The sequence below is a fragment of the Sorangium sp. So ce426 genome, from assembly GCF_051475585.1.
GTDB classification, from domain to species: Bacteria; Myxococcota_A; Polyangia; order Polyangiales; family Polyangiaceae; genus Sorangium; species Sorangium cellulosum_B.
The window spans coordinates 10989046-11011882 of the sequence record NZ_CP150341.1 but is presented as its reverse complement, the minus strand read 5'-3'; the positions used below and the strand labels follow the sequence as shown (position 1 = coordinate 11011882).

Sequence of the window (22837 nt, the reverse complement as noted above, 5' to 3'; positions counted from 1 at the left end):
GCTCACACCCGGACCGCCAGCCGCCGCTCCTCCCGGCGGACCTGCGCGTCGAGGGTCGGCCACAGCTGCATGAGCTCGCCGAAGCGCGCGACCAGCCGCTGCGTGTGCGCGAGCGCCTCGGCCGGCGTTCGTCCGCGGCGCACCTCGACGGGCACCGCGTGCAGCGGGTCCTTCAGACTGTCCGTGAGCAGGCCGGCGCTGCGGGCGAGCGCCTGCACGTAACGCGGGTGGGCGGCGCCGGCGAGCCCGCGCAGGCGATCGAGGCGGTCGATTTTGATCTGCACCATCTCGTCGATGAGCTGCGTGACGATCCGTGTGAACTCTGCCAGCGGCAGCGCGCCGTACCCGACCAGCGTCCGGCCCTTTTCGCCGAGCGGGTCGGTGAACGAGTGGTAGGCGCTGGCCGAGCTGACGAACAACAGGCCGCGCACCACCTCGCCGATGCTGGCGTGCCACGGCTCCGAGTAGCCGCGCCCGTGGTAGCCACGGCCTGGCTCCGGCGCGTGCTCGACCAGCCACGGCACATCGGCGAACGCGTGCGTCGGAAACACCGCCGAGAGCGCGCTCGAGAACGTGCTGTCCGAGCTACGGTACACGGGCATGTACGGCGGCAGCAATGTCGATTGATCGCAGGCGTAGTTGGGTCCGATCAACAGACCGCCCATCCGCAGGGTCGGGTGGGTCGGCGCGCGGATGATTTCGCGCGAGCTCATCGCCCGCTCGAGGTCGTCGGCAGAGCCGCTGAGGCGCGCCCGGGTGCCGTCCTTGCCGTGCAGCAGGTGACCGATGTTGCTGTACATGCAGCTGTCGCCGACCACGCCGTTCTGCGTCACCCTGACCACCGACTGCCGACGCATGTACCGCGCCCAGTACGCGTCGTCCGCTTCGGCTGACATGCCGGCCGCCTCCATGATCTCGCGGCAGGAGCGGCCGAGGTACGCCTCGTGCAGCGAGAGCAGGCACGCCGACCCCGGACGCGTCGCCGAAAGCGCCGCCGCGTGGTCGTCGAAGAACCAGTACTCCTGCGTCGTCCCCGGCCCCACGAGCACCAGCGAGTCGTCCCACACCGGCGGCCGCGACAGCGCCGCCAGCGAGTCGTCGTCGATGTACATCGCCTGCTCGCCGAGGGTCTCGAGCTGCAGCGCGTTGCGGTTGGCCCCGAGCGTGTAGCCGGCGCGTTCCGGGTCGAACAGCGCGTACTCGAGCACGTCCGCCGGCAGGCCGGCCGCCACGACGCGCGCCGCGAACCGGCGCTTCTCGTCGCAGCCGGCGTACCACACCGCAAAATCAGGGTATTCGCGGCCGATCTGCTCGGCGACCGCGCGCGCCGACGGCTGCTCGCCCGGGACATGATCGTCCATGATGATCACCCGCGGCCGGCGGCCGTACATCCGCGCGTTGTCCACGTAGCTCCGGACGCAGCGCGCGAGCAGCTCGGGCCGCCCCCGCGTGGTGAAGCCGAGCGCAGTGATCACGCCTCGCCCCCGCCCGGCCCGTCGAAGAACTTGTCGTACGGCATCCGCGTGTCCCCATAGCGCGCCCGGATCTCCGCCTCGAATTGCGGGTGCTCGGCGTAGAAGGCCGCCTCCACCAGGTGATGCTCGCGCTCGTAGGCGCGGACGTTGTCCGCCGTCACGACCGCGATCCGGCGCTCGCCGAGCGCGACATCTCGGGCCAGCGGCGTCTGCCAGCGGTGCACGTGGCGGGCGAAGAACCGCGTCGTCCAGCCGTCCGCCGCCGGCACGACGTGCAGCGCCTCGACCAGCACGCCCTCGCTGCGGTACGCTCGCTTGTGCGCGTGTCGCTTCGCCGCGAACGGCGCTCGCCCGCTCGCCCGCACGAACGCGTCGATACGGTCGATCTCCGAGCACACCACCAGCAAATCGATGTCCTCGTGCGGCCCGTAGCGCCAGCCGGCGAGCAGCTCCTTGGCCCACCCGCCGAACAGCACCGCGTCGAGCCCGAACGCGCGCAGATCGTCGAGCTCGCGCACCACTGCATCCCAGGTCGGGCGCACCAGCGGGACATATTCACCCGACACTCGCGCCTCCGCCGGTCGGCAGCTCGAGCATGTCGCCGAGCTCGCGATCGTGGCTCGCGGGTGCGAACGCCTCGAACCCGTTGCCGGGGAAGAAGGTCAGCTCGCCGAACAGCACGTGCCCGTCGATCTCGTACAGGTCCACGCGCACGAACGGGAAACCTAGCGCCAGTGCCTCGGCCAGCGCGAGCATCGAGGGCAGCGTCGCCGGCCGCGGGACGTCATAGCCCCCCGGGTACCGCAGCTCGCACGGGATCCGCCGCCAGCGCTCGTCGTACAGGTTGCGGCGGTGCGCCCCGTGGCGGTCGAGGTCGACCTGGATCACGCGGGCACGACCGTTGAAGCAGAACAGCTTGTAATCGACGAGGCCCGGCCCGGGCGCGTGGAGCAGCCGCTCGACGACGACCCTCGGCGGGATTGTGCGGTACACCCATTCACGGCGCAGGTCATAATAATTGATCGTCAGCCAGCGCTCGACCCGCTCGACCGCCGCCGCCCAGCTCGCCGGCGACCGATCCATGATCGCGACGTTCCACCCCGAGCCGTGCGTGCACTTGAGCATGAGCTCGTCCGGCAGCGACGCGCGATCGAGCTCGCGCGGCTCGTTCGCCGATGCGTACAGCGTGTTCAGGTGCTCGGCGCCGACCCGCCCGGCCACGAACTCGCGCACGGCCAGCTTGTCGACCAGCCCCGGCATGCGCACGTCTCGATACCTCAGCTTGAGCCACTGCAGCTTCTCGCTGAAGGTCCGCGGCCGGTCGAGCTCGAGCCGCTCCCTGTATTTCAAGAGCCACTGCAGCCGCACGTACTGCTCGTCGTCGAGGCGGTGCGACGGGACGTGGACCTCGCAGCCGAGCTCACGCAAGACGACGAGTTGCTGGTCATTCAGCTCGCGCAGGTCGATCGTGAAGACGTAGCTCATGGAGGCGGCGGGCCCCATGTTAGCTCAGGCGGTCCGCGCCGGTCATCCTGGGCAGGCTCTTCGCGTCGAGCTCCCGGGCGAGACGATCGCAAATGTGCGGCGCAAGAGCTCGGCGCGGTTTGTCGACCGCTCGATAGCCGCCACGCTTGCGTTTCGGAGCGGCGTCATCGTCCGCCTTCGTAGGCTCTTCTGGCCTCGCAGGGCGCGGTCCGATGCGCTTGCGCGCCAACGTGGGCGACTTGCCGAGGCGAGCACGCCAGCGTACTTGACGGTGGGAAAGCGCGGCGGCGGGACGCATCCGCCCGACGGCGTGCTCTATGACCTGACCGACCTCGCGCATTCGCAGGTCACCGAGCTCGTTCCACACGAGCTCGGTGCCGTCTTCGTGATAAGCTCGGTCGAGGAAGACCACGTGCAGATGCGGATTGCGCCGCATGTCGCCGGACGTGCGTTGCACGACGGTCACCGCGCCGCTCTTGACCGCGCCGCCCTCGGCCTGGCGACGCGCGGCGCCCGCTCTTCCGGGGCGTCACCTCTACACGCGAGGAGCGAGACGTCAGCGCCCGCGAGGTGCGAGACGTCAGCGCTGGGAGCGCCTCGTCTGGTATAGCCCGAGCGGGGCCCTTCATGAGGGCAGGCCACGGAGGGCTACATGAGAAGAATGAGAAGACTCGCTCATCGAGGGACAATTGCCGCGATCGCCCTGCTCGCCGCCGCTTGTGGCGGGTCGTCGGGCGACACGCCTGGCGACGCGGGAAGCGGGGCGACCACGTCAGGTGGCGAGGGCGGGTCGACCGCGTCCAGCGGTACGGGTGGCGGGACGACAGAGCCGGGCGGCACGGGCGGCGGTACGACCGCGTCAGGCAGCGCGGGCGGCGGGACGACCGAGCCGGGGAGCACGATTCTGGCGCTCGAGGTCGTCGAATGGAACCAGACCCCATCGGCGCTGCGGGTGTCGTTGGGCCTGCGGAATGACGATGCGCTGCCATTGCCCGTGACGCTGGCGAGCTTCTCCGTGGTGAGCTCGGATGGGCTCTCGCTCGGTACGGAGCCCTTCGTGTGGCTCGAACAGCCATGCCCGTCGGTGAACCTGCCGTCCTCGGCCTCCTTGCGCTGCGAGGTGGGCTTCCCCAAGAGCGCCGCCCAGGAGCCGATGCGGCTGGTGTTCGCCGCGCTCGACGGGCGGGTGACCGAGGCCGCGTTTCCGGCGGAGTCGCCCATCACGCCGGACAGCGTCTGCTCGCACGTCAGCTTCGAGGGGCTCTGCAATACTTGCATGAACAATTGCGATCTGCTCGATTCCGGCTGCTCCTCGGACGACGATCGGGGGAAAATCTCCTTCATCATCGATACGGTGGGGCGTGCTTGCCCTGAAACAGCTCCCGCTTTGAGCGCGAGCTGTTACGACGCGCTGCTCGGCTGCCTGCGCTACGAGTGCGCCGACGAATGCGAATTTCACCCCTGATCCACGGGGCACTGCCGGTCGGGCTCGATCTTCTGGATCGCATCCATCGCGGCAGCTACCACCCGCAGCCGGTGCGGCGCGTGCACGTGTCGGGGCTGAGCGCCGGGCTCCACGCGCGAGCCGATCGCGCTTCACACGATCTCCACGATCGAGCCGTCGGCGCGCGCCTCCGCTTCCTGCTCGGGCTCGATCGCTCCGCGCGGCCACTCGTGCAACACGGAGCCGCCCCGAAGCGGCGGAGGAGCCTGGCATCCACGGCCGGACCTCTGGCGGGCGAAGCTGGACGGGCGCGCTGCGCTCCGGCAGGCTCGGGCGCATGAGGTCGTTCATCGCGACGATGGTGTATGAGCTCCACCCGGACACGCCCCCGGAAGCGAGGAAGCTCCTCCGCGCGCACCTCGTCGGCAGGCGCTGGCAGGACAGGCACGATGGCGCGGCGATGCCGTCGACCGCGGTCTGGATCCGCCGCTCCGCGGAGGATCACGAGACGACCGACGACCTGCACGCGGCGTGCGCGCGCGACCTCGGCGACGCGGTGGCCGCCGTGGCGCGGGCGGGGCGGCCGATCCAGGTGCTGCGCGCGTGGATCCAGGTGAGCGGCGCGGGGACGTACGGGCTCGTCACGGTGCCGAGGCGGGCGGACGGCTGAGCGCGCGCGGCGGAAAGCCGCGCCCTGTCGCGGCGCTTCGGGTAGGCTTGGATGGCTCGAAGGGAGGCTTGGATGGCTCGAAGGCTGGGTCTTGGCGCGGCGCTGCTCTCGCTGGTCGCGCTCGCGGGGGGCTGCGGGGGGCTCTCGACGGAGGAGGCGCAGCAGCGCTGTGCCCAGCTGCGCGACGCGGTGCCGTCCTGCTCCACCGACGAGAGCCACGAGGCGTGCGTGAGCTGCTACGAGGAGTGCGGCGACGCCTGCGAGCCGTCGGGGGCGTGCCCGCAGACGTTCACCTGCGCAGAATGAGAGGGAGCTGCATGAGCAAGAACAGGGAGAGCTCGCTGTTCGTCGCCGCCCTCGTCGCGGTCGCGGGCGCCGTGTCCGGCTGCGGCGGCTACGACGCGGAGAAGGCGAGGGAGGTGTGCGCCGAGCACGTCGGCGACGTCACCTCGCCCGGGCTGGCCGCCTCGTACGCCGACTGCATGGACTGTTTCCAGGAGTGCGGTTCGCGCTGCGCCGTGATGGAGAGCGCTCCGCCGCAGTTCGCCTGCCCTTGACTGAATCGCCGCGCGCGTCGCAGGGAGGGGGCACCCCGACGAGGCGCTACGGGAGGGCCAGGCGGGCGGCCTCGCCCGTCGCCGGCGTCAGTTGACCTGGATGCCGCAGTCGAGGAACTCGATCGAGGTGTCGATCCGGAAGTGAGAGTCGGTCACGTGGCGCTCGGCGAAGAAGAAGTCGAGCTGATACGTCTGCCCGATCTCGAGCCCGAGGTCGTCGAGGTTGACGACCTCGAGCTGCTCGGCGTGGATGCCCCCGAGGTCGACCACCTTCTTCCCGTTGATGTACGTGAAGACGTCGTCGTCGCCGGCGAACGTGAACTGCTCGCCGCCCTTGTACTGGAAGCCCATGTGCATCTCGAAGGTGAAATGGTAGTTGTGCGGCCGCCCCTCGTTGCCGAACAGCGCCTCGTCGATCGGGAAGAACTCCCGGTTGTTGTACGTCCACACGCCGTCGCCTTCGGGGTCCTCGAACTGCAGCGTGATGTTCATCGGCATGTTCACGCCCTCGGTGTCGCGGAACCACACGTCGAAGTTCTCCTTGCCGGTCGTGGTCGTGGTGCCCTCGGCCCCGCCGGCATAGACGGGTTTCAGGTCCTCTCCGAGGGTGTCCGTGACGATCATGTGATCGTCGCAGTTGATGCACTTGCCCTCGTCCTGCGGCTCCATGTCGGGGTGCGCCTCCAGGAAGTCGCGCACCCGGCCGGTGAACTTGCCGTCGCACGACTTGCCGGTTTCCTGGTCCTCCCCGGGGTTCCCGCCGACACCGCCGCTGCCGACGCTGGGATTGACCGAGCCGAAGCTGTCATCGTAGCCGCCCGTCCCGCTGGGCCCAGCGGTGGTCCCGCCGGGCCCGCCTGCGCCCTGCCCCTGCGATGACGCGTCGCCTCCGCTGCTGCTGTTCCCCTGATTGTCCACTGCGCTGCACGCACCCAGCACACCCATAAGCGCAAGCGCCGCCACGCACCCAGCCGTCTTTTTCATCGCCAACCTCGTGTTAAGATGCCGTCCCAAGACCCCGCCGGTAAATTAGCATGAGGGTGTCCTCCCGGCGTGCTGACGTGGCGCGTTATCTGGTGGAATTGCCTCCGGCAAATGTGCCTGTTGTTTTGATGGTGCTGGGATTTTCTTTTGATGGTGTTCGCCGGGCGAATCATGGCGCGCAAGCGCCCCGGGAGCGGGGAGCACGTCAATCCGGTGATATCGACGCTTCGGCCACCCGGCGGCCGCCGGCCGACTCCCGAGCTGACGCTCAACTCCCGACGCCCGACTACCGAGCTGGCGGCCACAACCATGTTCCCCTCGGCTGCGCCGGCGGCCCTCGCCCCGCCGCGCGAGGCATCGTTCGTGGCGGTGCGATCTCCTGCCACGTCGTTTCGTCCACGGCGCGGGCCGCTCGTGGCTTGGCCCACGTCGCCGGGGCCGCTGCGCCGGCACGAGGGGCTCGACTTCCGGGCTCGCTCGGGTTACGCGAGGTCCGCTCGTCACGGACACGGAAGAGACGCAGGTACGCGGTGGACCACGAGACGCGGAGCGATACCGAGCCCGGCTCCAGCGCCGCTGAGGCGCGGGAGGCTCGCCACGCCGCCGAGGCGAGCCCGGTGCCCGTCCCGTGGGCGGAGCCGCCGCCCCGGCGATCGACCGGCGCCGGCGAGGCGACCTGTCCTGTCTGCCTCGAGCGCATCGCCGCCGGGGTCGCCCTCTGCCCCGAGTGCGGGGAGCCGGCCGACGCGCCCAGGCGGCCGGCGACGGCGCCTTCGATTCCCGATGCCCCCAAGGACGCGAGCTGGCTCGCCCTCCACTGGCGCCCGCTCGTCACGATCGGCGCGATCCTGGGGCTCATCAGCACCGGCGGCGCGCTCCGCTACCTGGCGCCCCACCGGTTCGCGCCGTCCCGGGCCGCGTCGCCGGTCGCTCCCCCGGCCCCGGTGTGCGGGGCGCCGTGCTGGAGCGGCGAGTCGTGCCAGCTCGGCCGCTGCGTCTGGCAGCGCCCGAACGACGTCGGCCACCTGGCCGACACGCCCTCGATCTCCGGGCCCTTCTCGCTCCCCAAGGACGCGCTCGACGCGCTCCCGCTCGACCGCGACCGCTTCGTCGTCGCGCTGTCCGCCGGCCTGGAGGTGCGCAGCTCCCGGTCCGGCCAGGCGCTGAGCCTCGTCTCCGAGGCGCCCCACGTCCGGCGCCTGCAGCGCGTGGGCGACGTGGTCTACGCGACCGCGCCCTCGCGCATCTACGTGATCGACGCCGCCACGACGCGGCTGCTCAAGACGATCGAGCTCGGCGAGGCCGTGGGGGACATCCAGGTCGGCGCCTCGGGCCGGCGCGCGCTCGCCTCGCTGCCGGCGGCGCACGCGGTGGCGATCCTCGCGACCGAGTACCACGCCGAGATCGAGCGCATCCAGTTCGGCGACGACGCCGTGGGCCCCGTGGCCGTGGACGACAGCGGCAGCCGGGCGATCACGACGACGGGCCGGCTCCCGCTGCCCGGCCAGCGCGAGCCGTCGGGCGGCGTCGCCTATCCGTTCGACCCGAGCCGGCTCGGCTCGGAGCAGGATCGCGTGCGCACCTCGATGGTGGGCAACCCGGCCAGCGCGCTCATGATCCCCGACGGCTCGGCGGGCTTCGTGGCCCTCCGGGCCGAGAACACGCTGGTGCCGCTCACCTGGCTCCCGTCGGGCGCGGTCCGGCAGGAGGCGCGCATCACGACGTGCCGGGAGCCGGAGCAGATCGCGCTCGTCCGGCGCGACCGGCGCGCGATCGTGCGGTGCAACGAGGGGCGGGCGATCCAGGTCTTCGATCTGTCGAAGCGCGAGCTGCTCCGCGCCGTCACGTTCCCCGGCCGCGCGCTCGACATGGCCGTCGCTCCGGACGGGGCGCAGGCGGTCGTCGCGCTGAGCGGCGACGGGGCGGGATCGGTGGCCCTCGTCGATCTGAAGAGCTACGCGGCGAAGGTCCACCCGCTCGGCGGCGAGCCGACGCGGGTGCGGCTCGCCCCGGACGGCGGCACGGCGCTCGCGCTCGGCGATCGCGCCAAGGTCGCATGGGTGCTGCAATGAGCGAGCGTCGCGTCCCGTGCCCGAGCTGCGGCGCGCGGATCGTCGAGGGGGCGCGCAAGTGCCGCGCCTGCAAGGGGTGGCTCGGCGAGCGCCACCGCGGCTCCGTGGGGTCGCTCTCCGGCCGCGAGCCGCGCCTGGCGCGGGCCGCGGTGACCGTGGCGAGCGGCGTCGCGGCCGTGATCATCGCCACCCTGACCAGCCTGAAGTCGCCCGTCGGCGAGGCGCCGCCGCTGACCGCGCTCGCGCCGGAGGGCGCCGCCTCGCGCGCCGCGCGCGACACGCGCGACACGCTGGACGACGCGCCGGACCCCGCGGCGTTCGGCCCCGACGCCGCCGAGCCCGCGCCGCCCCCGGCGGAGCCGAAGGGCCCCTGGCGCGCCCGCGAGTTCCGGATCGGGGACGTGCACCCGCTCGACGTGGTCTTCAACCCGAGCGGCGCGTCGATCTACGTCAGCGGCGACGACGCCTCGCTGCGCGAGTACAAGCTCCAGAGCGGCGAGCTCATCCACAAGGCGTCGATGCCGGCGCAGGGCGACCACATCCGGCTCCTGTTCGACCGCTACGTCGCGGTGCTGCGGCACCAGGACGCCGCGCGGATCCCGGTGATGGACACGACCGCGTGGGATCGCGATCCGGTCCTGCTCGACGTCGGCCGGACGCCGGGCGACATCGTGGCGCTGCCGGACGGCAGGACGGTGGTCGCGGCGACGACGGACACGAAGCGCGTGACGAAGTTCGAGCTGCCGACGGGGGTGCGGCTCGCGAACATCACGCTCCCGCACGCCACGGGGCAGCTGTTCCTCGTGCAGGCCGAGGGGCGCCCCTACATCGCGGCGCTCGGCGCGCTGACGCACGCGGGCCGGCCGGCGGGCGCGTGGATCGACCTGTTCGATCCGAGCGAGTCGCCGTTCGGCGCGACCCGGCGGAGCATCGCGGTCGGGCGCGAGCCGCGCGAGGGCGACATCACGCGGGACGGCGGCGCCGTGTTCTTCCCGGATCGGCTGTCCAACACGGCGATCCTGCTGAGCGTCGCCGGGGTGACCGAGACGAGGAAGACGCCCGTCGGCGTCGGGCCGACCGCGGGCTTCTTGCTCGATGAGGACCGGTACGGCATCACGCTCAACGCCGAGGCGCGGACCGCGAGCGTCATCGACCTGTCGACGATGCAGGTGAAGAGCACGCTCCCGCTCCGCGGGGTGCCGCTGACGGGCGTGACGTCGCCCGACCGGAAGACGCTCTTCGTGGCGCTCGGCGGGACCCAGTGGCCGCCGGTCGGCAGCGGCGTCGCGGTCATCGCGGGCGACCCGCCGAGGGTCGTCGCGTCGCTGCCCACGGGCAAGGGCGCGTGCGCCGTGGCGGTCTCGAAGGACGGCGCGCGGGCGGTTGTCGCGTCGTACTGGGACCGGTCGATCACGGTGCTCGAGCGGTGAGGCCCGGCCGCGGCGGCGGATCGGCGCTCCGCGCATCGCTCGCCCGCGGCTCGTCTTGATGGCCGGCAGGTTTCTCCGAGGTTCCGCGGCGCGCAGGTAACGACATCTCCGGCGAACAGAGGTGTCGAACAGGCGCCATCATTTCGTCCCTGTCATCTTTGCGAAACCTCTCTGCGCAGAGAGTGGGAGCAGGCTCAGCGGAGCCGACGGCAGTTCCGAAGGCCGTCTCGTTGCGTCGGCGACGAGGCCACAGCGGTTGTCCTGAAGCCCAACCCCCCTGCGCTGCCCATGACCAACAAGCATCCATGTCGTCCGTTGTTCCGTGTGTTCTTCGGCGCGAGCCTCCTCTGTCTGCCTGCGTCTCAGGCGTCGGCTCAGCCCGCGACGGAGCCTGCCGCCGCGGAGCCTGCCGCTGCGGAGCCTGCCGCGGCGGAGCCTGCCGCGGCGGAGCCGCCGGCGGCGCCTCCGCCGGCAGACAAGCCCAAGCCGCCTCCTTATTCATTGCCCTTTCAGCTCCGCCCGGTGGTCGCCGCGTCCGTCGTGCGCTCCGACACCGCGATCGCCTTCTACAGCGCTCCTTCCGCGAGCTCCTCCGGCTCGACCGTCGCGTCCACGCTGCTCGTCAGCTACAAGGTGACCGACGATCTGGCCCCGCTCGTGCGGATCGGCGTCGTCTCGAACTCCCCGCCTGCGGGCGACTCGGGCTTCGGGTTCCTGAACCCTGTCGTCGGCGCCACCTACGCCCTCAAGCTCACGCCCGAGCTGCGACTCGGCCTGTTCCTTGGTTTGACGGTGCCCGTGGGCTCCGGCGGCGGCGACACGCCGAGCCCGGAGATGGGCCCCGCGAGGACGGCCGGGATCCACGCCCGCTCGGCGATGGATAACGCGATGTTCGCCGTCAACGACCTCACGGTGTTCCCGGGCGTCGGGCTCGCCTATGTCGCGCACGGCTTCACCGCGCAGGTCGAGGCCACGGTGCTCCAGCTCCTGCGGGTCCGCGGGGAGGGCGCGCAGCCGGACTCGTCGAAGACGAACTTCACCGCCGGCGTGCACCTCGGCTACTTCGTCGTCCCGATGCTGTCGCTCGGCGCCGAGCTCCGGCACCAGCGCTGGCTCTCGACGCCCGTCTCCGTGCAGAACGACGCCTCCCGCGCGACGCGCGAGACGACGACGGTGGCCGTGGGGCCGCGCGGCCACTTCAAGCTGGGAGAGAAGATGTGGTTGCGCCCCGGCGTCGCGTTCGCGATGGGGCTCGATGATCCGATGAAGGCGTCAGAGCACAAGATCCTGCAGATCGACGTACCGTTCGCCTTCTAGATTCCCGATTCCGATCCGACGCCTCTCCATCGGAGCCGAGGCCATTCTGGACGAGAGCGGGGAGGTGACGATCCTCAGGAGCGAAAGGAAGGCCGTGCCGAGGAGGCAGCGCGTGCTGTGCTGATCGCGCTCCGGGGTCGAGGCATCGCCGGTCCGGACGTGGCGCGGGAGCGCATCCTGGCCGAGAAGAACCCGGAAACTCTGGAACGATGGCTTGAGTGGGCCGTCGTCGCCGCGTCGCTCGCCGAGGTGCTCGACGACCCCAGCTGAGCGGTGCCGGTCAAGCAAGGATCTCTCCGGAGACGCTGCCCGCTGCGGTGTCCCGGTGGTGCGAGTAGCGGCACATCTTCAGGCATTGCGCACATCTACTTGGAGCGACCGACGTCGCCAGATGTGGCGAGAAAACAGCCTTCGCCCTTCGCGTGGACTTCCCCTTCGTTCGATGGGCCGCGGGCATGATCAGGTGTCGAGGCGCCGAAGGACGCGAGAGAGGCGGAGATCTCTCCGTCTCTCTCGCGTCCTTGGCGCCTTGATGGTTCGATCTTCATCGCCAGGTGCGCTGACGGTTCAGGCAGGTTGCATCGGATAGGCACAGCGGCTGCCGAGCGGAAAGCGGTGCTGTGTTCTCTGGGTCTCCCTCGCCGAGCCCTGGATCTCGACTCGGTGCGACGCGCTTGAACGTCACGGCATCCGGCGATGATTCCCGGGTTGACGCTACACGCCGTTCGCCCGATAGCTTCCGCATGCGTTCGGGGAACATCCAGGCCCTGCTCGGAGTCGGGCCGCGGTGGTGAGCTATCCCCCCCTGGGCGCGCGCGTGCTCGTGTTGGCGGCGCTCGCCGCCTGCCGTGACGGCTCGGGTACGCCGGGCGCCGGGCCGGCGCCCGACGCGGGTGCTGCCGCGCCGGCGCCCTCCGTTGCGTCCGCCACCCCCGCGTCCAGCGCCGCGAGCGCGCCGTCGCTGGACGCGGGGGTGGCGGACGCAGCGGCGCCGGACGCAGCGGCGGCAGGTGCGGCAGCGCCAGACGCGGCAGCGCCGGACGCCGCCGCGCCGGGCGCAGGCTGCAAGCTGCGCCGAGGGCCGCTCTCGCTCTCGCTCCGGGGGCCGGCGCTGCTCTGGTCTCCCGACGAGGCGGAGCGCGCCGACTTCCGGGTGATCTTCAACCGCGACGGCGTGGCGCAGCACGTCGCGCCGTCGTTCGGCGGGCTCACCGCGCCAGGCTCGCCGCCCCCGGAGGCCGCGCCCGACGCACCCGACGCGCCCGACGCCGGGAACGGCAGCGGCGATCCTGCGCGCGCCTCGTGGCCGGCGTGCGCGGTGGCCTCCCGGTTCGTGTACTGCATGGATCACGGCGGCACGATCCGGAGGACCCCGCTCGGCGGCGGCGCGGGGCCGCCCATCGGCGCCGGGCGCCGCGGCACGGGGATCTCCGCCGTCGCGCTGCCCGGAGGGCACACGCTGCTCGCGTTCCTCTCGGATCGGAAGACGAGCGAGGGCGCCGTGACGCAGGCCTTCGCCGTGCTCGACGACGGGGCCGCCGTGCCGCTCTCCGAGGAGGGCAGCGGCGCCACCTTCGTCGCGCTGGCGCCCTGGAAGGGAGGCGCGCTCGCGATGTACATCGACGCGCGGGCGGCGCTGACGCCGGTGCACGCCCGCACGCTGGGGCTCACGGCGGAAGGCAAGCTCGAGCTCGGCCCTGACGCTGTCGTCTTCGTCGGCGACGCGGGGGAATCGCGGATGGGCGGCGCGCTCGCCATCGGCGCCTCGGGGCCTGCGTACGTGCTCCTGCCGGCGTCGAAGGACATCTCGGCGTTCGGCATGGCGGCGATCCGCGTCGACGAGGCGCCGCGCGACGACATGCCCGCGGTCTGGTCGCTCTACCCGAACGGGCTCAGCCCCGCGCCGATCGCGGCCACGCAGGGCGTCTCGCCGATCCACGTGGCCCGGGTCCGGCCTGTCTCGCGCGAGCCCGGGGCGCGCCACGCGCTCGAGCTCGGGCAGCTCGACGGCGAAGGGCGGTTCCACGCGCGCTGCGTCGCTGTGGAGGGCCAGTCGTTCAAGCACGTGGCGATCGAGGCGGATCGCGGCGGCTCGCTGTGGATCGCGTACACGACGGCGGCCGGCACCTTCATCGAGCAGCGCGCCGCGGGGCCGTGATAAGCCAACCGCGTGGATTCGCGAATCCATCCCTACCGTAAATCTTAAGGAGTCGAGATGAAGCTAGGTTCTATGCCCAGGGGCATTTCATGGCCGCTCGTGTCGCTGATCGCGCTCGGCGTCGCTGGCTGCAGCGACGGCGGCGGCGGTGACGCTGGCAGCGCGGAGAGCGCCTCGTCCGCCGCCGGCGGGTCGGGGGGCGCGGGCGCGGTCGGCGCCAGCGCCGGCACCGGCGCTGGGGCAGGAGAAGGAGGCGGGGACGGCGTCACGGCGGGCGCGGGCGCTGGCCCGGGCAGCTCCACGACGACCGGCTCCACCTCCTCGACGAGCGGCGGCGGCGGCGGCGAGCCCAGCGCCACGAGCACCGGCGCGACGACCTCGACGGGAACGGGCAGCCAGCCGGTGAGCTGCGACTATCCCGCGGAGTACGCGAACGGATCCATCACCTTTTACACGCTCGACATGGGCTCGACCGAGGTGAACTGCAGCTACCCGATCGTCGGACGCAACCCGGACGTCGTCGGGCACGTCCCGTTCGGCGGAGGCCAGTACTTCGCCGCCATGAACACCGCCGACTACAACGCGGCGGCGATGTGCGGCGCGTGCGTCGAGGTCTCCCGGGACGACGGTCGCAAGGTGCAGGCCATGGTCGTGGACCAGTGCCCGATCGGCACGAACCCGAAGTGCAAGACGGGCCACATCGATCTCAGCAAGAACGCCTTTCTCAAGATCGGCGAAGAGCGCGAAGGGTATCTGGGGACCACGAACGGCGGCGCGGCGGGGAAGATCTCCTGGCGGTACATCCCGTGCCCGACGACGGGCGCCGTCTCCTTCCGGCTCAAGGAGCCGACCAACGTGGCCTGGAACCAGATCCTCGTCGAGGGGCACGCGCACCCGATCGAAAAGCTGGAGGTGGAGATCAACGGCACGTGGAAGACGGCCACGCGGGAGCCGTACAACTATTTCGTCGTCGGCGACGGGAACATGGGGAATGCGCCCTATCACGTCCGCGCGACCGACATCAACGGCTCCACCGTCGAAGCGATGCTCGACCTCAAGGCCGGAAACCAGCCCGCGAGCGGGCAGTTCGCCGCCTGCAACTGAGATCGAGGCCTGCGCCCCCTGCTCGAGGGCGGTCGCCCGGAGGCCCGGTGGTGGACGCGCCCCTCGCCCGGCGCGGACGAGCTCCCACGGGCGCCGCGGCCGCGCAGGGCTGCGGGGAAGCGCGCTCGCCAGCCGGCTGGTCGCGGGGCCAGCTGGTAGAATGGGCGCCCCCTGCGGTCGGGACGCGCCGCCGGGATCTCCAGGAGAACACCGTGCAAGACCCTCGCCCCGCCCCGTCGCTGCTCACCGTCGACGACTTCGAGCGCGCAGCGCGCGCCCGGCTGTCGAAGATGGCCTATGACTACTACCGATCAGGCGCCGACGAGGGCCGCACGCTCCGCGAGAACCGGCGCGCGTTCCGCCGCCTCGAGATCCATTACCGCGTCCTCGTCGACGTGGCCGAGCGGGACATGAGCACGACGGTGCTCGGCACGAGGGTGCCGTTCCCCATCCTCGTGGCGCCGACGGCCTATCAGCGCCTCGCGCACCCCGACGGCGAGATCGCCTCCTCGCGGGCGGCCTCCGAGCTCGGCACCCTCTTCACGCTCTCCACCCTCTCGACGACGAGCCTGGAGGCGGTGGCGGGCGCGTCTCCAGGGCCGAAGTGGTTCCAGCTCTACGTCCACAAGGATCGCGGCCTCACGCGCGCCCTCGTCGAGCGGGCCGAGTCCTCCGGCTACCGGGCGCTGATGCTGACCGTCGACACACCGGTCCTCGGCCGCCGGATAGCGGACGTGCGCAACGGCTTCGCGCTGCCCGAGGGGCTCGTGATGGCGAACCTCGCCGACGTCGCGACGGCCGCGCCGGCCGAGGAGCGGGGCTCTCTGCTCGCGTCCTACGTCGCCTCCCGACATGACGCCTCGCTGACGTGGCGCGACGTCGGGTGGCTCGCCTCGCTCACGAGGCTCCCTATTCTGCTCAAGGGCATCGTCAGGCCGGACGACGCGGTCCGCGCGCTCGAGGCGGGCGCGGCCGGCGTCGTCGTCTCCAACCACGGCGCGCGGCAGCTCGACGGCGCCCCCGCGACGATCGAGGCCCTTCCGGCGATCGCCGACGCGGTCGCCGGGAGGTGCCCGGTGCTGATGGACGGCGGTATCCGGTGGGGTACCGACGTGCTGAAGGCGATCGCGCTCGGCGCCCGCGCGGTGCTGGTCGGACGCCCAGTCCTGTGGGGGCTCGCCGCGCTCGGCGGCGAGGGCGTCGCGCGCGTGCTCGCGGGGTTGCGCGACGAGCTCTCGATCGCCATGGCGCTCGCCGGCTGTCCTACCCTGGCATCCATCGATCGCGACCTGATCCGACGAGCTCAGGCGCGATGATGGATGCCTGAGTCGCACGAGCGCGGAGTTTTCCAAGATCGGCGCTGTCCCGCGTGCGGCCAGGCGGCGGACGGCGGCGATCGCGACGCGCACGCCGCGCAAGTCGACGCATTGCTGCGCTCCGCTGAACCGACGTGAACCGAGGCGTCAAGGCGTCTTCGACGAAAGAAAAGGTGGCGGCCATTCAGCCTCACCCGTACACTCGGCCATCGTGAGCAGCGCAGTACCTGCGAGGGAGCGGTGGCGGAGGCTCTTCACGCGAGGCGCTGGCGCCTCCGGGGGGGTGGCGGCGCCCGAGGGAGCGGACCCGACCATGGGGATTCGGCTCCGGCGTTTCGCGGGGCCGGCGGCCTATCTGGATCAGATGTCGTCGCTCCGGATTGCCCACCTGACCGATCAGCATGTCGGTCGCGTGACGTCGGTGCGGGTGCAGCGCGCGGCCGTCGCGCTGACGAACCTGCAGCGGCCCGACCTCGTCGTGCTCACGGGCGATTTCGTGTGTCACAGCCAGCTCTACCTCGATCAGCTGGAAGAGGTGGTGCGCGGCTTCGAGGCGCCGGTGATCGCCGTGCTGGGGAATCACGATCACTGGTCGGGCGCCGACGCGGTGAAGCGCGCGCTCGAGCGGGGCGGCGCCGCGGTGCTCTGCAACGCGAGCACGGTCGTCACGCTGGGTCATGAGCGGCTCCAGGTGGTGGGGCTCGACGACGCGTATACGGGCCATGCGTCGCTCGAGAAGGCGGTGAAGGGGATGCGGCGCGACCTGCCGACGCTGGGCCTCTCGCACATCGCCGAGGAGGCGGACGGGCTCTGGCGCCATGGCATCCCGCTGGTGCTGTCGGGCCACACGCACGCGGGCCAGGTGACGGTCGCGCGCCTGAACGAGCTCTCGATCGGCAAGATCGCCGGGCACCGGTACATTCACGGGCTCTACGGCACGCGCAAGCGGGGGGAGCCTGGCCAGGGGGCGGTCTACGTCGGGGCGGGGATCGGCGCGGCGGTGATGCCGTTGCGCCTTGGCGAGCGGGGCCAGCGGGAGGTCGCGATCTTCGAGCTCGGCAGCGAGCCTGGGTCGTTCGACGAGCACCACGCGGAGCAGGTGCCGCACCTCGGGCGCAAGCCGACGCCGGAGCTCATGGCGAGCCGCGCGGCGAAGGTGGCGAGGAACCGGGAGCGGCGGGCGCGGGTGCACCGGCGCGGCGAGGGCAGCGTCGGCGGCGGAGAGCCGTAGCGCCGCGGCGCCCAAGGCCGTCTCTGGTTGCGCAGGTCAGAGATCCGTCTTCGCGCCTTTGCGTCTTTGCGTTAGAAATCTCTCTCCGGATCCCTGGCCGGACTCCTGGTGGGTAGAATTAGAGCGGTTTTCAGCTGAGCCTGGTACGAGCGTCGCAGAGCGGCGGTCACCCGCACAGGAGACGGGTCCAGATCGGCGTTTTCGGCGCGGAAGCGCACTCCGGTGCGCTGAGCACCGAAAACGTCGAGATGGGCCCGTATCCGAAGCGGGTGACCGCCGCTCTAGTAGCGAAAGCCCAGGGCTCCAGAGGGCCCCCAGAGGATCGCCGAGGCGAGATCGACGTTCATCCGGGCCTCGAGGTAGATCGCGTGCTGATCGAGGGTGACGAGGTCGTAGCTCAGGTGCCCGCTGAACCCGAACGCCGTGGAGGTCATGGACGACGTTGACGTCGCCCGGGACACCGCGAGCAGGAGCAGGCCCGCGCCTCCGCCGAGCCGGAAATCGCCGAGGTGGGTCTCCACCGCGAAGCTCGGGCGGAACATGCGCGCGGGGAGGCCGAACTCGGTGACGCCGACGAAGCCCTCGAACCCTCCCCAGAGCGCGACGTGCTCGAGCGTGCCTCCGGCGGCGGCGCCGAAGCTCGCTCCATAGATGGAGAGGGAATAGAAGCTTTGCCACGAGCCCCCGGCGTGGAGCTTGACGCCGAAGCCGCGCTTCCACCCCTCCGGGCCCTCGGGCGCGGGCGCCCCAGGCGGCGCGGTCGACGGCGGCTCCTGCGCGCTGGCGAGGGCGGGGGCGAGGAGCCCGCAGAGCGCGGCCGCGCCGCCCCATCGCCGCCTCGACGAGCGGATACGTCGCCTCATCGACACACCACCGGGCGCGCGACGCCCGCGCTCCCCCCCTCGGCGAGCTTCATGCGCGCGGCCGCCTGCTCGCAGACGTTGCTCGCGACGAGGTCGCCGCACTCCCTCTCCTGGATGCACCGGCTCTCGTCGGCCGTGAGCCACAGCTCCTCGTTCCCGTTACAGCCGATGTTCTGCTGGCAGAGCGCGGGAGCCGCGGCGAACGACGGACAGCACTCCTCGAGATGCGCAGCCGCGTTTTCGCACAGGAACTCCTGCTCGCTGACGCCCATCCCGAGGGCGAGCGGCGCGAGCAGGAGGACGCACAGGATCCGACGGGCAGAGATCCGGGATCTCATGTTCAACCTCGCTGCAAAGCGTGAAGGCGGCGCGGCGGAGCGCGGCGCCCCGGGTGCCATGGCATCCTACCGCGAGCGCAGGCCCATGTCCTCGGCCCCGCCCCCCGCGCGCTCGAGGAACCCCGCGGGTCGGTCGATTCGCGTTGACGCCCGCCATGTGAACGTTCACATTGTCGGTCGCACGTCCTCCTTTGGCTTCGTCCGGTAGTGCACCGGGCCGCTCACGAACCTGACATGGTCACGCGAACGGGCCGTGAATATCAAGGCAACGACGTTTCGCGTCCCCAGCCTCTACTGCCGGCGCCCTCGCCGGACTGGTGTAAAATGAGAATCTCTCTGATCGTGGTCCCTGCGATGATGGTCCTTCTCGCCTGCGGCTCCGATTCCGACCCGCCTGCGGACGACCAGTCCAGCTCCAGCACGACGAGCGCTGCGGGGTCGGGCGGGGGAGCCTCGACGGCCGCCAGCACGAGCGCCTCCAGCAGCGCGAGCTCCAGCAGCAGCGGCGGGGCCGGCGGCAGCGGTGGCAGCGGCGGCAGCGGCGGGGCCGGTGGCAGCGGCGGCCAGGAAGAAGACCTGCTCGCCGCGGCCGAGAGCATCGACGGCTTCCGCTGGGAGATGCCGTGCGACCAGGACCCGGGCAACAGCGACGAGTGTGCGTGTTCGGCGCTGGTCGACGAGACCAAGACGTTCGGCGGCTCGCCCGACACGGTCTATCTGGTGACGGTCCGGCTCCGCGGCGTCGTCGAGCCGGAGACCTACAAGGGCGGCACGCCCGACGGCATGCACTTCCGCGTGGGCGGTACACCCGACAACGCGACGTACAACCGCTACAGCATCTCTGTCTCCGACCCGGCCGAGGTCTACTGGCTCAACGATAGCCCCACCGTGGGGCACGACACGTTCAAGATCGACCACACGAAGACCATTCCGATCCGGGGCGGATCCAAGGTGTCCTTCAAGGGCGAGGATCCGAATCAGATCAGCATCGCCAACTTCAAGCATCTGGTCGTGGACGGCGTCCCCCCGGCGCCCGAGCCGTACGTCGGTCAGTTCATCCAGCTCGACGTGCAGTCCGTCGAGAAGCAGCCGTGAACGCGCGCCGCGCCGCCCGCGCTCCTCTCGCTCGAGCAGCGGCGGCGCGGGGCGGCGATCTCGCTCACTCGATCGGCGCGTCCGCGCACGCGCCCCGCGCGTCGACGGAGGTGCCGCTCGCTGCCGCCGCGCACGCGTTGGCGTACGTCTGGCCGTCACAGCCGCACACGGGCGCGAGCTCCTTCGTGCACACCTCGGGCTTCTCCGCGCAGGTGCCGGACGCGTCCGCGCGCCCGCAGATCGCGGAGGGCGCGTACTTGCAGTAGAGCCCCTCGCCGCAGACGCGCGGCCCGCCGAGGGTGAAGCCGCCGCAGCTCTCGCCGACCCCCACGATCGTGGGGCCGCACTCCCCCGCGCTCCTCACCGAGACGCCGGCCGTGGCCGCGACGCAGCCGTTGCTGTACGTGCGGCCATCGCAGCCGCACACCGGATCGTAGTGCTGCGGGCACGCGTCGGGCATGAGCTCGCACGTGCCGCTCCGGTCGTACGCGCCGCAGCTCGCCTCCGGGGCGAAGTCGCAATATAGGCCCGCCGCGCAGCGTATGCCGGCGATGCCCCCGCACATGCCGCCGGGCCGCGCGCGGGTGAAGCCGCTCTCGTGATCGAGATACGCCGGTGCTGCCGCCACGTCGCTCACCGCGAGCGCGCCCTCGGCGGCCCCGGTCTCCTCCGCATCCGCGAACTCGGTATCATCGGATGTCGCCGTGCAGGCGGCGAGCGTCGCAGCGAACACTGCACCCAGAACATGTGTCATCTTCATGATCGTGAAAACTCCTCGTGAGGAAGCGGCCCGGCGCTCCGGGCGTCTCCTCGGCCATGCGCATCGCGCGCGAGCTGGGCAACGCATCGCTGCGCGGTGTCGCCGTGTCCTCCAACGCGTCGAGCCCTGGCTCGACCTGGGGTGACAGTGCGTCGGCATGTCAGGACTCCAGCGCTTTGACGAACGCTCTCCTTCACTTCACGCCCCACGGCGTCTGCGCTCATCGACCCGGTGTTTGCTCGCTTCCCGCGTTTGCCGTTTGTCGTTCATTGAGCGTCGATTGCCGATGAGCGCCTGCCGTCTGTCATCCACCGCTTCTCGTTCGTTGCCGTCTGCAATCGGTGTTCCCTTGAAAAAGAGATGAGCCCGCCCGCCGCGGAGCTTCGCGGCCTCGCGGGAGCGGGAGCGGGGCGATCGCCAGGTCCGGGCGGGTCGGACGTCGAGGAGACCGCGAGCGCTCCCTGTTTCTACCTCACATGCGGCGATGCGGCGTTCCGCCACACGGGGGTGCGGGCTGTAGGAGCCCACCCCCCGAAGCGGGGCAGTTTGCTACGTGGAAGGGGGAGGGTCGCTGCTCCGGTGGCCGTCCGGGCAGCGACGATTGTGATGCTGACATAAACAGCCGACGCACCGCGGGGTGGAGGAGCGTCGAGGCAGCGACGCGCGGGGTGGACGAGAGGAAGCGGGAAGACGTGCCGGGAGAGGGCGGAAGCGCGGGGAAGCGCGGGGAAGCGCGGGGAAGCGCGGGCAGGGAACCACGGGTGAGGCCGGGAGACCACGAGCGCTCGCCGCGCGCGCTTTCGTGACAGCTCGGTTGCGACCCCCCTTGCTTTTGCTGCGCGAGGACGGCTAAGTCTGGTTTTGCTCGAATGGTCCGTGCCAACGACAAGACGGCGAACAACCGCACCCCTCGGGAGCTCAACCGCTCCCTCGTCCTCGACCTCGTGCAAGAGCACGGCCCGATCTCCCGCACGAACCTCGCGCGGTTGAGCGGGCTTACCAAGCCGACGGTCTCGGCCATCATCGAGGAGCTCCTCGACAGCGGCAGCGTCCGCGATGTCGGGACCGAATCGCGCGGCGGGCGCCCAGCGCGGCTCCTCGAGTTCAACGACGACAGCGCGGCCTTCCTCGGGATCGAGATCGGTGTCGAGCAGACGGCCGTGGCCGTGGCCGACGCCCGCGGGCGGCTGCGGGCGCGGCTGGAGCAGCCCACCGTCCTGCGCGATCCGCACCGGACGGTCCGCGATATCGTTGAGCTCTTGCCGAAGGTGCTGCAGCTGAGTGGGGTGCCGCGGAAGCGGCTGCGCGGCGCCTGCGCGGTCTTGCCCGGGCTGATCGAGCGGCCGAGCGGCGTCTGTGTGCTTGCGCCCAACCTGGGCTGGGAGCGGTTCCCTGTGCGCGCGGAGCTCAGCCGCGCGCTTCGCATGCAGGTGCCTGTGTACAACCTGCCTCAGGCAGCGGCGGTGGCGGAAGGGGAGCTCGGCGCGGCGCGGGGGAACGCGTCGTATGTGTGGATCTACGTCGGGCTCGGCGTCGGCGCGGGCCTCGTCGCCGATGGACGCCTGTTCTTCGGGATGCAGGGGTACAGCGGGGAGATCGGCCACTGCCGCGTTGCGGACGACGGCCCTCCTTGCGGCTGCGGGCGCCGCGGATGCCTGGAGACGTTCGCCTCGGTCATGGCGCTCCGGCGCGCCGCCGAGGCGGCGTCGGCGCGCTCACCCCAGCTCGCGGCGCTCGCTCGCCCGCACGCGGTCAGCGCCGTCGCGAGCGCGGCGCTCGCCGGCGACGAGAGCGCCCGCGCGATCTTCCACGAGGCGGGCACGCAGCTCGCGCGCGGCATCGCGGTCCTGCTGAACCTGCTCAACCCCCAGCTCATCGTGCTGGGCGGCGAGCTGCTGGCCGCGCCCGACATCCTCCTTGCCGGCGTGCGCGAAGGGCTGCCGCGCCACGCCGTCCGCGGCGCGGACGTGCCGGTCGTCGCCTCTCCGCTGGGCGGCGAGGCCGGCGTGCTCGGCGCCCTCCTGCTCGCGCGCGAGGGCGCGGTCCGCTCGCTCCGCCTCGTGCCCGACGGCGTGCTCCAGGACAGCGCGCCGTAGGTGATCGGGGTCTAGGCGAGCGAGGCGCGCTCTCCGCGCGCCGGGTCGCCCTTCGGGGCGGGCGAGCCGGACCGCCCCTCGGCGAGGAGCGGCGCGAACGCGTGGCGATCATGCCAGGTGAGGGCGCCGAGCAGTCCGAGGAGGACGACGGCGTTGATGCCGGCGCGGGGGTCCAGCAGAAGGTGGAACAGGGCGATGTTCACCACGACCGGCCATAACAGCGCGAGCGCGAGGGGGCGGCGGCGGTCGAGCAGGAGCAGGACCGCGGCGGCGATCTCGACGACCTTGACGGCGAGGATGTAGCCGCTGTCGACGAGCAGCTGGATGAACGGGTGGAGCGGCTCGGGGACCGGCACGACGCGCACGAATCCGTTGATGCCGCCGAGCAGGACGATGAGGCCGAGGGCGACGCGGGCTGCGCCGACAGCGCGGGGGGGCATGG

The 22837-nt window shown here is 71.5% G+C and carries 23 protein-coding genes; 14 read left to right on the top strand and 9 right to left on the bottom strand.

Annotated elements, in window-relative coordinates; all coding sequences use genetic code 11:
* Positions 1–2 precede the first annotated feature (2 nt).
* Genes WMF44_RS41360 through WMF44_RS41345 form a run of 4 tightly spaced genes read right to left on the bottom strand, consistent with a single transcriptional unit; the run spans position 3 to position 3426 of the window.
* The gene (locus tag WMF44_RS41360; RefSeq protein WP_437295553.1) at positions 3–1475 is read right to left on the bottom strand and encodes a hypothetical protein; all 1473 of its coding nucleotides are present in this window, start codon (positions 1473–1475) and stop codon (positions 3–5) included.
* Positions 1472–2041 carry a nucleotidyltransferase domain-containing protein gene (locus tag WMF44_RS41355; protein ID WP_437295552.1) on the bottom strand — a complete coding sequence of 190 codons (570 nt, stop codon included), beginning with the start codon at positions 2039–2041 and terminating at the stop codon, positions 1472–1474. Before WMF44_RS41355 ends, WMF44_RS41360 begins: the two co-directional genes overlap by 4 nt.
* Entirely contained in the window at positions 2031–2960 is a 930-nt protein-coding gene (locus WMF44_RS41350) for an ATP-grasp fold amidoligase family protein (RefSeq protein WP_437295551.1), read from the bottom strand. The genes WMF44_RS41355 and WMF44_RS41350 overlap by 11 nt, the downstream gene beginning before the upstream one ends.
* A 19-nt stretch (positions 2961–2979) precedes the next feature.
* Positions 2980–3426, bottom strand: a complete 447-nt coding sequence (locus tag WMF44_RS41345) for a hypothetical protein (protein WP_437295550.1) — start codon at positions 3424–3426, stop codon at positions 2980–2982.
* A 195-nt stretch (positions 3427–3621) separates the two neighbouring features.
* Between WMF44_RS41345 and WMF44_RS41340 the strand changes: the two genes are divergently transcribed.
* The 4 genes from WMF44_RS41340 to WMF44_RS41325 all read left to right on the top strand — a co-directional run bounded on the left by WMF44_RS41340 (position 3622) and on the right by WMF44_RS41325 (position 5631).
* Entirely contained in the window at positions 3622–4425 is an 804-nt protein-coding gene (locus WMF44_RS41340; protein WP_437295549.1) for a hypothetical protein, read from the top strand.
* A 316-nt stretch (positions 4426–4741) separates the two neighbouring features.
* Positions 4742–5074 carry a hypothetical protein gene (locus WMF44_RS41335; protein WP_437295548.1) on the top strand — a complete coding sequence of 111 codons (333 nt, stop codon included), beginning with the start codon at positions 4742–4744 and terminating at the stop codon, positions 5072–5074.
* Between the two features lie 72 nt (positions 5075–5146).
* Positions 5147–5380, top strand: a complete 234-nt coding sequence (locus WMF44_RS41330) for a hypothetical protein (protein WP_437295547.1) — start codon at positions 5147–5149, stop codon at positions 5378–5380.
* 11 nt (positions 5381–5391) lie between these two features.
* Entirely contained in the window at positions 5392–5631 is a 240-nt protein-coding gene (locus WMF44_RS41325) for a hypothetical protein (RefSeq protein ID WP_437295546.1), read from the top strand.
* An 87-nt stretch (positions 5632–5718) separates the two neighbouring features.
* Here the strand turns inward: WMF44_RS41325 and WMF44_RS41320 are convergent, their stop codons facing one another.
* A complete protein-coding gene (locus WMF44_RS41320) occupies positions 5719–6615 on the bottom strand; it encodes a fibro-slime domain-containing protein (protein ID WP_437295545.1) in 897 nt (298 codons plus the stop codon).
* 530 nt (positions 6616–7145) lie between these two features.
* Between WMF44_RS41320 and WMF44_RS41315 the strand changes: the two genes are divergently transcribed.
* From WMF44_RS41315 to WMF44_RS41280, 8 genes are all read left to right on the top strand, one after another.
* Positions 7146–8687 (top strand): YncE family protein, encoded by a 1542-nt coding sequence (locus WMF44_RS41315; protein WP_437295544.1) that lies wholly within the window; start codon positions 7146–7148, stop codon positions 8685–8687.
* Positions 8684–10117: a YncE family protein gene (locus WMF44_RS41310; protein ID WP_437295543.1), complete on the top strand. Its 1434-nt coding sequence runs from the start codon at positions 8684–8686 to the stop codon at positions 10115–10117. The genes WMF44_RS41315 and WMF44_RS41310 overlap by 4 nt, the downstream gene beginning before the upstream one ends.
* A gap of 288 nt (positions 10118–10405) precedes the next feature.
* The gene (locus WMF44_RS41305) at positions 10406–11434 is read left to right on the top strand and encodes a hypothetical protein (RefSeq protein WP_437295542.1); all 1029 of its coding nucleotides are present in this window, start codon (positions 10406–10408) and stop codon (positions 11432–11434) included.
* Positions 11435–11551: 117 nt separating this feature from the next.
* The gene (locus tag WMF44_RS41300) at positions 11552–11704 is read left to right on the top strand and encodes a hypothetical protein (protein WP_437295541.1); all 153 of its coding nucleotides are present in this window, start codon (positions 11552–11554) and stop codon (positions 11702–11704) included.
* A 520-nt stretch (positions 11705–12224) separates the two neighbouring features.
* Entirely contained in the window at positions 12225–13592 is a 1368-nt protein-coding gene (locus tag WMF44_RS41295; RefSeq protein WP_437295540.1) for a hypothetical protein, read from the top strand.
* A gap of 57 nt (positions 13593–13649) precedes the next feature.
* On the top strand, positions 13650–14696 hold the full coding sequence (locus tag WMF44_RS41290; protein ID WP_437295539.1) for an expansin EXLX1 family cellulose-binding protein: 1047 nt from the start codon (positions 13650–13652) through the stop codon (positions 14694–14696).
* Positions 14697–14908: 212 nt separating this feature from the next.
* Positions 14909–16012 carry an alpha-hydroxy acid oxidase gene (locus WMF44_RS41285; RefSeq protein ID WP_437295538.1) on the top strand — a complete coding sequence of 368 codons (1104 nt, stop codon included), beginning with the start codon at positions 14909–14911 and terminating at the stop codon, positions 16010–16012.
* A 313-nt stretch (positions 16013–16325) separates the two neighbouring features.
* Positions 16326–17243, top strand: coding sequence for a metallophosphoesterase (locus WMF44_RS41280; protein ID WP_437295537.1), 918 nt, complete (start codon positions 16326–16328; stop codon positions 17241–17243).
* A gap of 281 nt (positions 17244–17524) precedes the next feature.
* Here WMF44_RS41280 and WMF44_RS41275 read toward each other — a convergent pair whose 3' ends face one another.
* Together WMF44_RS41275 and WMF44_RS41270 are read right to left on the bottom strand one after the other, a co-directional pair.
* Positions 17525–18106, bottom strand: coding sequence for a hypothetical protein (locus WMF44_RS41275; protein ID WP_437295536.1), 582 nt, complete (start codon positions 18104–18106; stop codon positions 17525–17527).
* Positions 18103–18444, bottom strand: a complete 342-nt coding sequence (locus tag WMF44_RS41270; protein WP_437295535.1) for a hypothetical protein — start codon at positions 18442–18444, stop codon at positions 18103–18105. The genes WMF44_RS41275 and WMF44_RS41270 overlap by 4 nt, the downstream gene beginning before the upstream one ends.
* A gap of 324 nt (positions 18445–18768) precedes the next feature.
* Between WMF44_RS41270 and WMF44_RS41265 the strand changes: the two genes are divergently transcribed.
* A complete protein-coding gene (locus WMF44_RS41265; RefSeq protein WP_437295534.1) occupies positions 18769–19539 on the top strand; it encodes a hypothetical protein in 771 nt (256 codons plus the stop codon).
* Between the two features lie 64 nt (positions 19540–19603).
* Here the strand turns inward: WMF44_RS41265 and WMF44_RS41260 are convergent, their stop codons facing one another.
* A complete protein-coding gene (locus WMF44_RS41260; RefSeq protein ID WP_437295533.1) occupies positions 19604–20299 on the bottom strand; it encodes a Kazal-type serine protease inhibitor domain-containing protein in 696 nt (231 codons plus the stop codon).
* A gap of 869 nt (positions 20300–21168) precedes the next feature.
* On the opposite strand from WMF44_RS41260, the gene WMF44_RS41255 reads away from it, so the two are divergent.
* Positions 21169–22395 (top strand): ROK family protein, encoded by a 1227-nt coding sequence (locus tag WMF44_RS41255; RefSeq protein ID WP_437295532.1) that lies wholly within the window; start codon positions 21169–21171, stop codon positions 22393–22395.
* Between the two features lie 11 nt (positions 22396–22406).
* Here the strand turns inward: WMF44_RS41255 and WMF44_RS41250 are convergent, their stop codons facing one another.
* Entirely contained in the window at positions 22407–22835 is a 429-nt protein-coding gene (locus WMF44_RS41250) for a membrane spanning transport protein (protein WP_437295531.1), read from the bottom strand.
* Between the last annotated feature and the right edge of the window lie 2 nt (positions 22836–22837).

Bases quoted from the DNA above. Each gene is read 5' to 3' on its own strand.
- WMF44_RS41335 (WP_437295548.1), top strand. From the start codon at position 4,742: ATGAGGTCGTTCATCGCGACGATGGTGTATGAGCTCCACCCGGACACG.
- WMF44_RS41320 (WP_437295545.1), bottom strand. From the start codon at position 6,615: ATGAAAAAGACGGCTGGGTGCGTGGCGGCGCTTGCGCTTATGGGTGTG.
- WMF44_RS41310 (WP_437295543.1), top strand. From the start codon at position 8,684: ATGAGCGAGCGTCGCGTCCCGTGCCCGAGCTGCGGCGCGCGGATCGTC.
- WMF44_RS41260 (WP_437295533.1), bottom strand. From the start codon at position 20,299: ATGAAGATGACACATGTTCTGGGTGCAGTGTTCGCTGCGACGCTCGCC.
- WMF44_RS41255 (WP_437295532.1), top strand. From the start codon at position 21,169: ATGGTCCGTGCCAACGACAAGACGGCGAACAACCGCACCCCTCGGGAG.
- WMF44_RS41340 (WP_437295549.1), top strand. From the start codon at position 3,622: ATGAGAAGACTCGCTCATCGAGGGACAATTGCCGCGATCGCCCTGCTC.
- WMF44_RS41280 (WP_437295537.1), top strand. From the start codon at position 16,326: ATGGGGATTCGGCTCCGGCGTTTCGCGGGGCCGGCGGCCTATCTGGAT.
- WMF44_RS41265 (WP_437295534.1), top strand. From the start codon at position 18,769: ATGAGAATCTCTCTGATCGTGGTCCCTGCGATGATGGTCCTTCTCGCC.
- WMF44_RS41325 (WP_437295546.1), top strand. From the start codon at position 5,392: ATGAGCAAGAACAGGGAGAGCTCGCTGTTCGTCGCCGCCCTCGTCGCG.
- WMF44_RS41290 (WP_437295539.1), top strand. From the start codon at position 13,650: ATGAAGCTAGGTTCTATGCCCAGGGGCATTTCATGGCCGCTCGTGTCG.
- WMF44_RS41350 (WP_437295551.1), bottom strand. From the start codon at position 2,960: ATGAGCTACGTCTTCACGATCGACCTGCGCGAGCTGAATGACCAGCAA.
- WMF44_RS41305 (WP_437295542.1), top strand. From the start codon at position 10,406: ATGACCAACAAGCATCCATGTCGTCCGTTGTTCCGTGTGTTCTTCGGC.
- WMF44_RS41250 (WP_437295531.1), bottom strand. From the start codon at position 22,835: ATGCCCCCCCGCGCTGTCGGCGCAGCCCGCGTCGCCCTCGGCCTCATC.
- WMF44_RS41330 (WP_437295547.1), top strand. From the start codon at position 5,147: ATGGCTCGAAGGCTGGGTCTTGGCGCGGCGCTGCTCTCGCTGGTCGCG.
- WMF44_RS41270 (WP_437295535.1), bottom strand. From the start codon at position 18,444: ATGAGATCCCGGATCTCTGCCCGTCGGATCCTGTGCGTCCTCCTGCTC.
- WMF44_RS41275 (WP_437295536.1), bottom strand. From the start codon at position 18,106: ATGAGGCGACGTATCCGCTCGTCGAGGCGGCGATGGGGCGGCGCGGCC.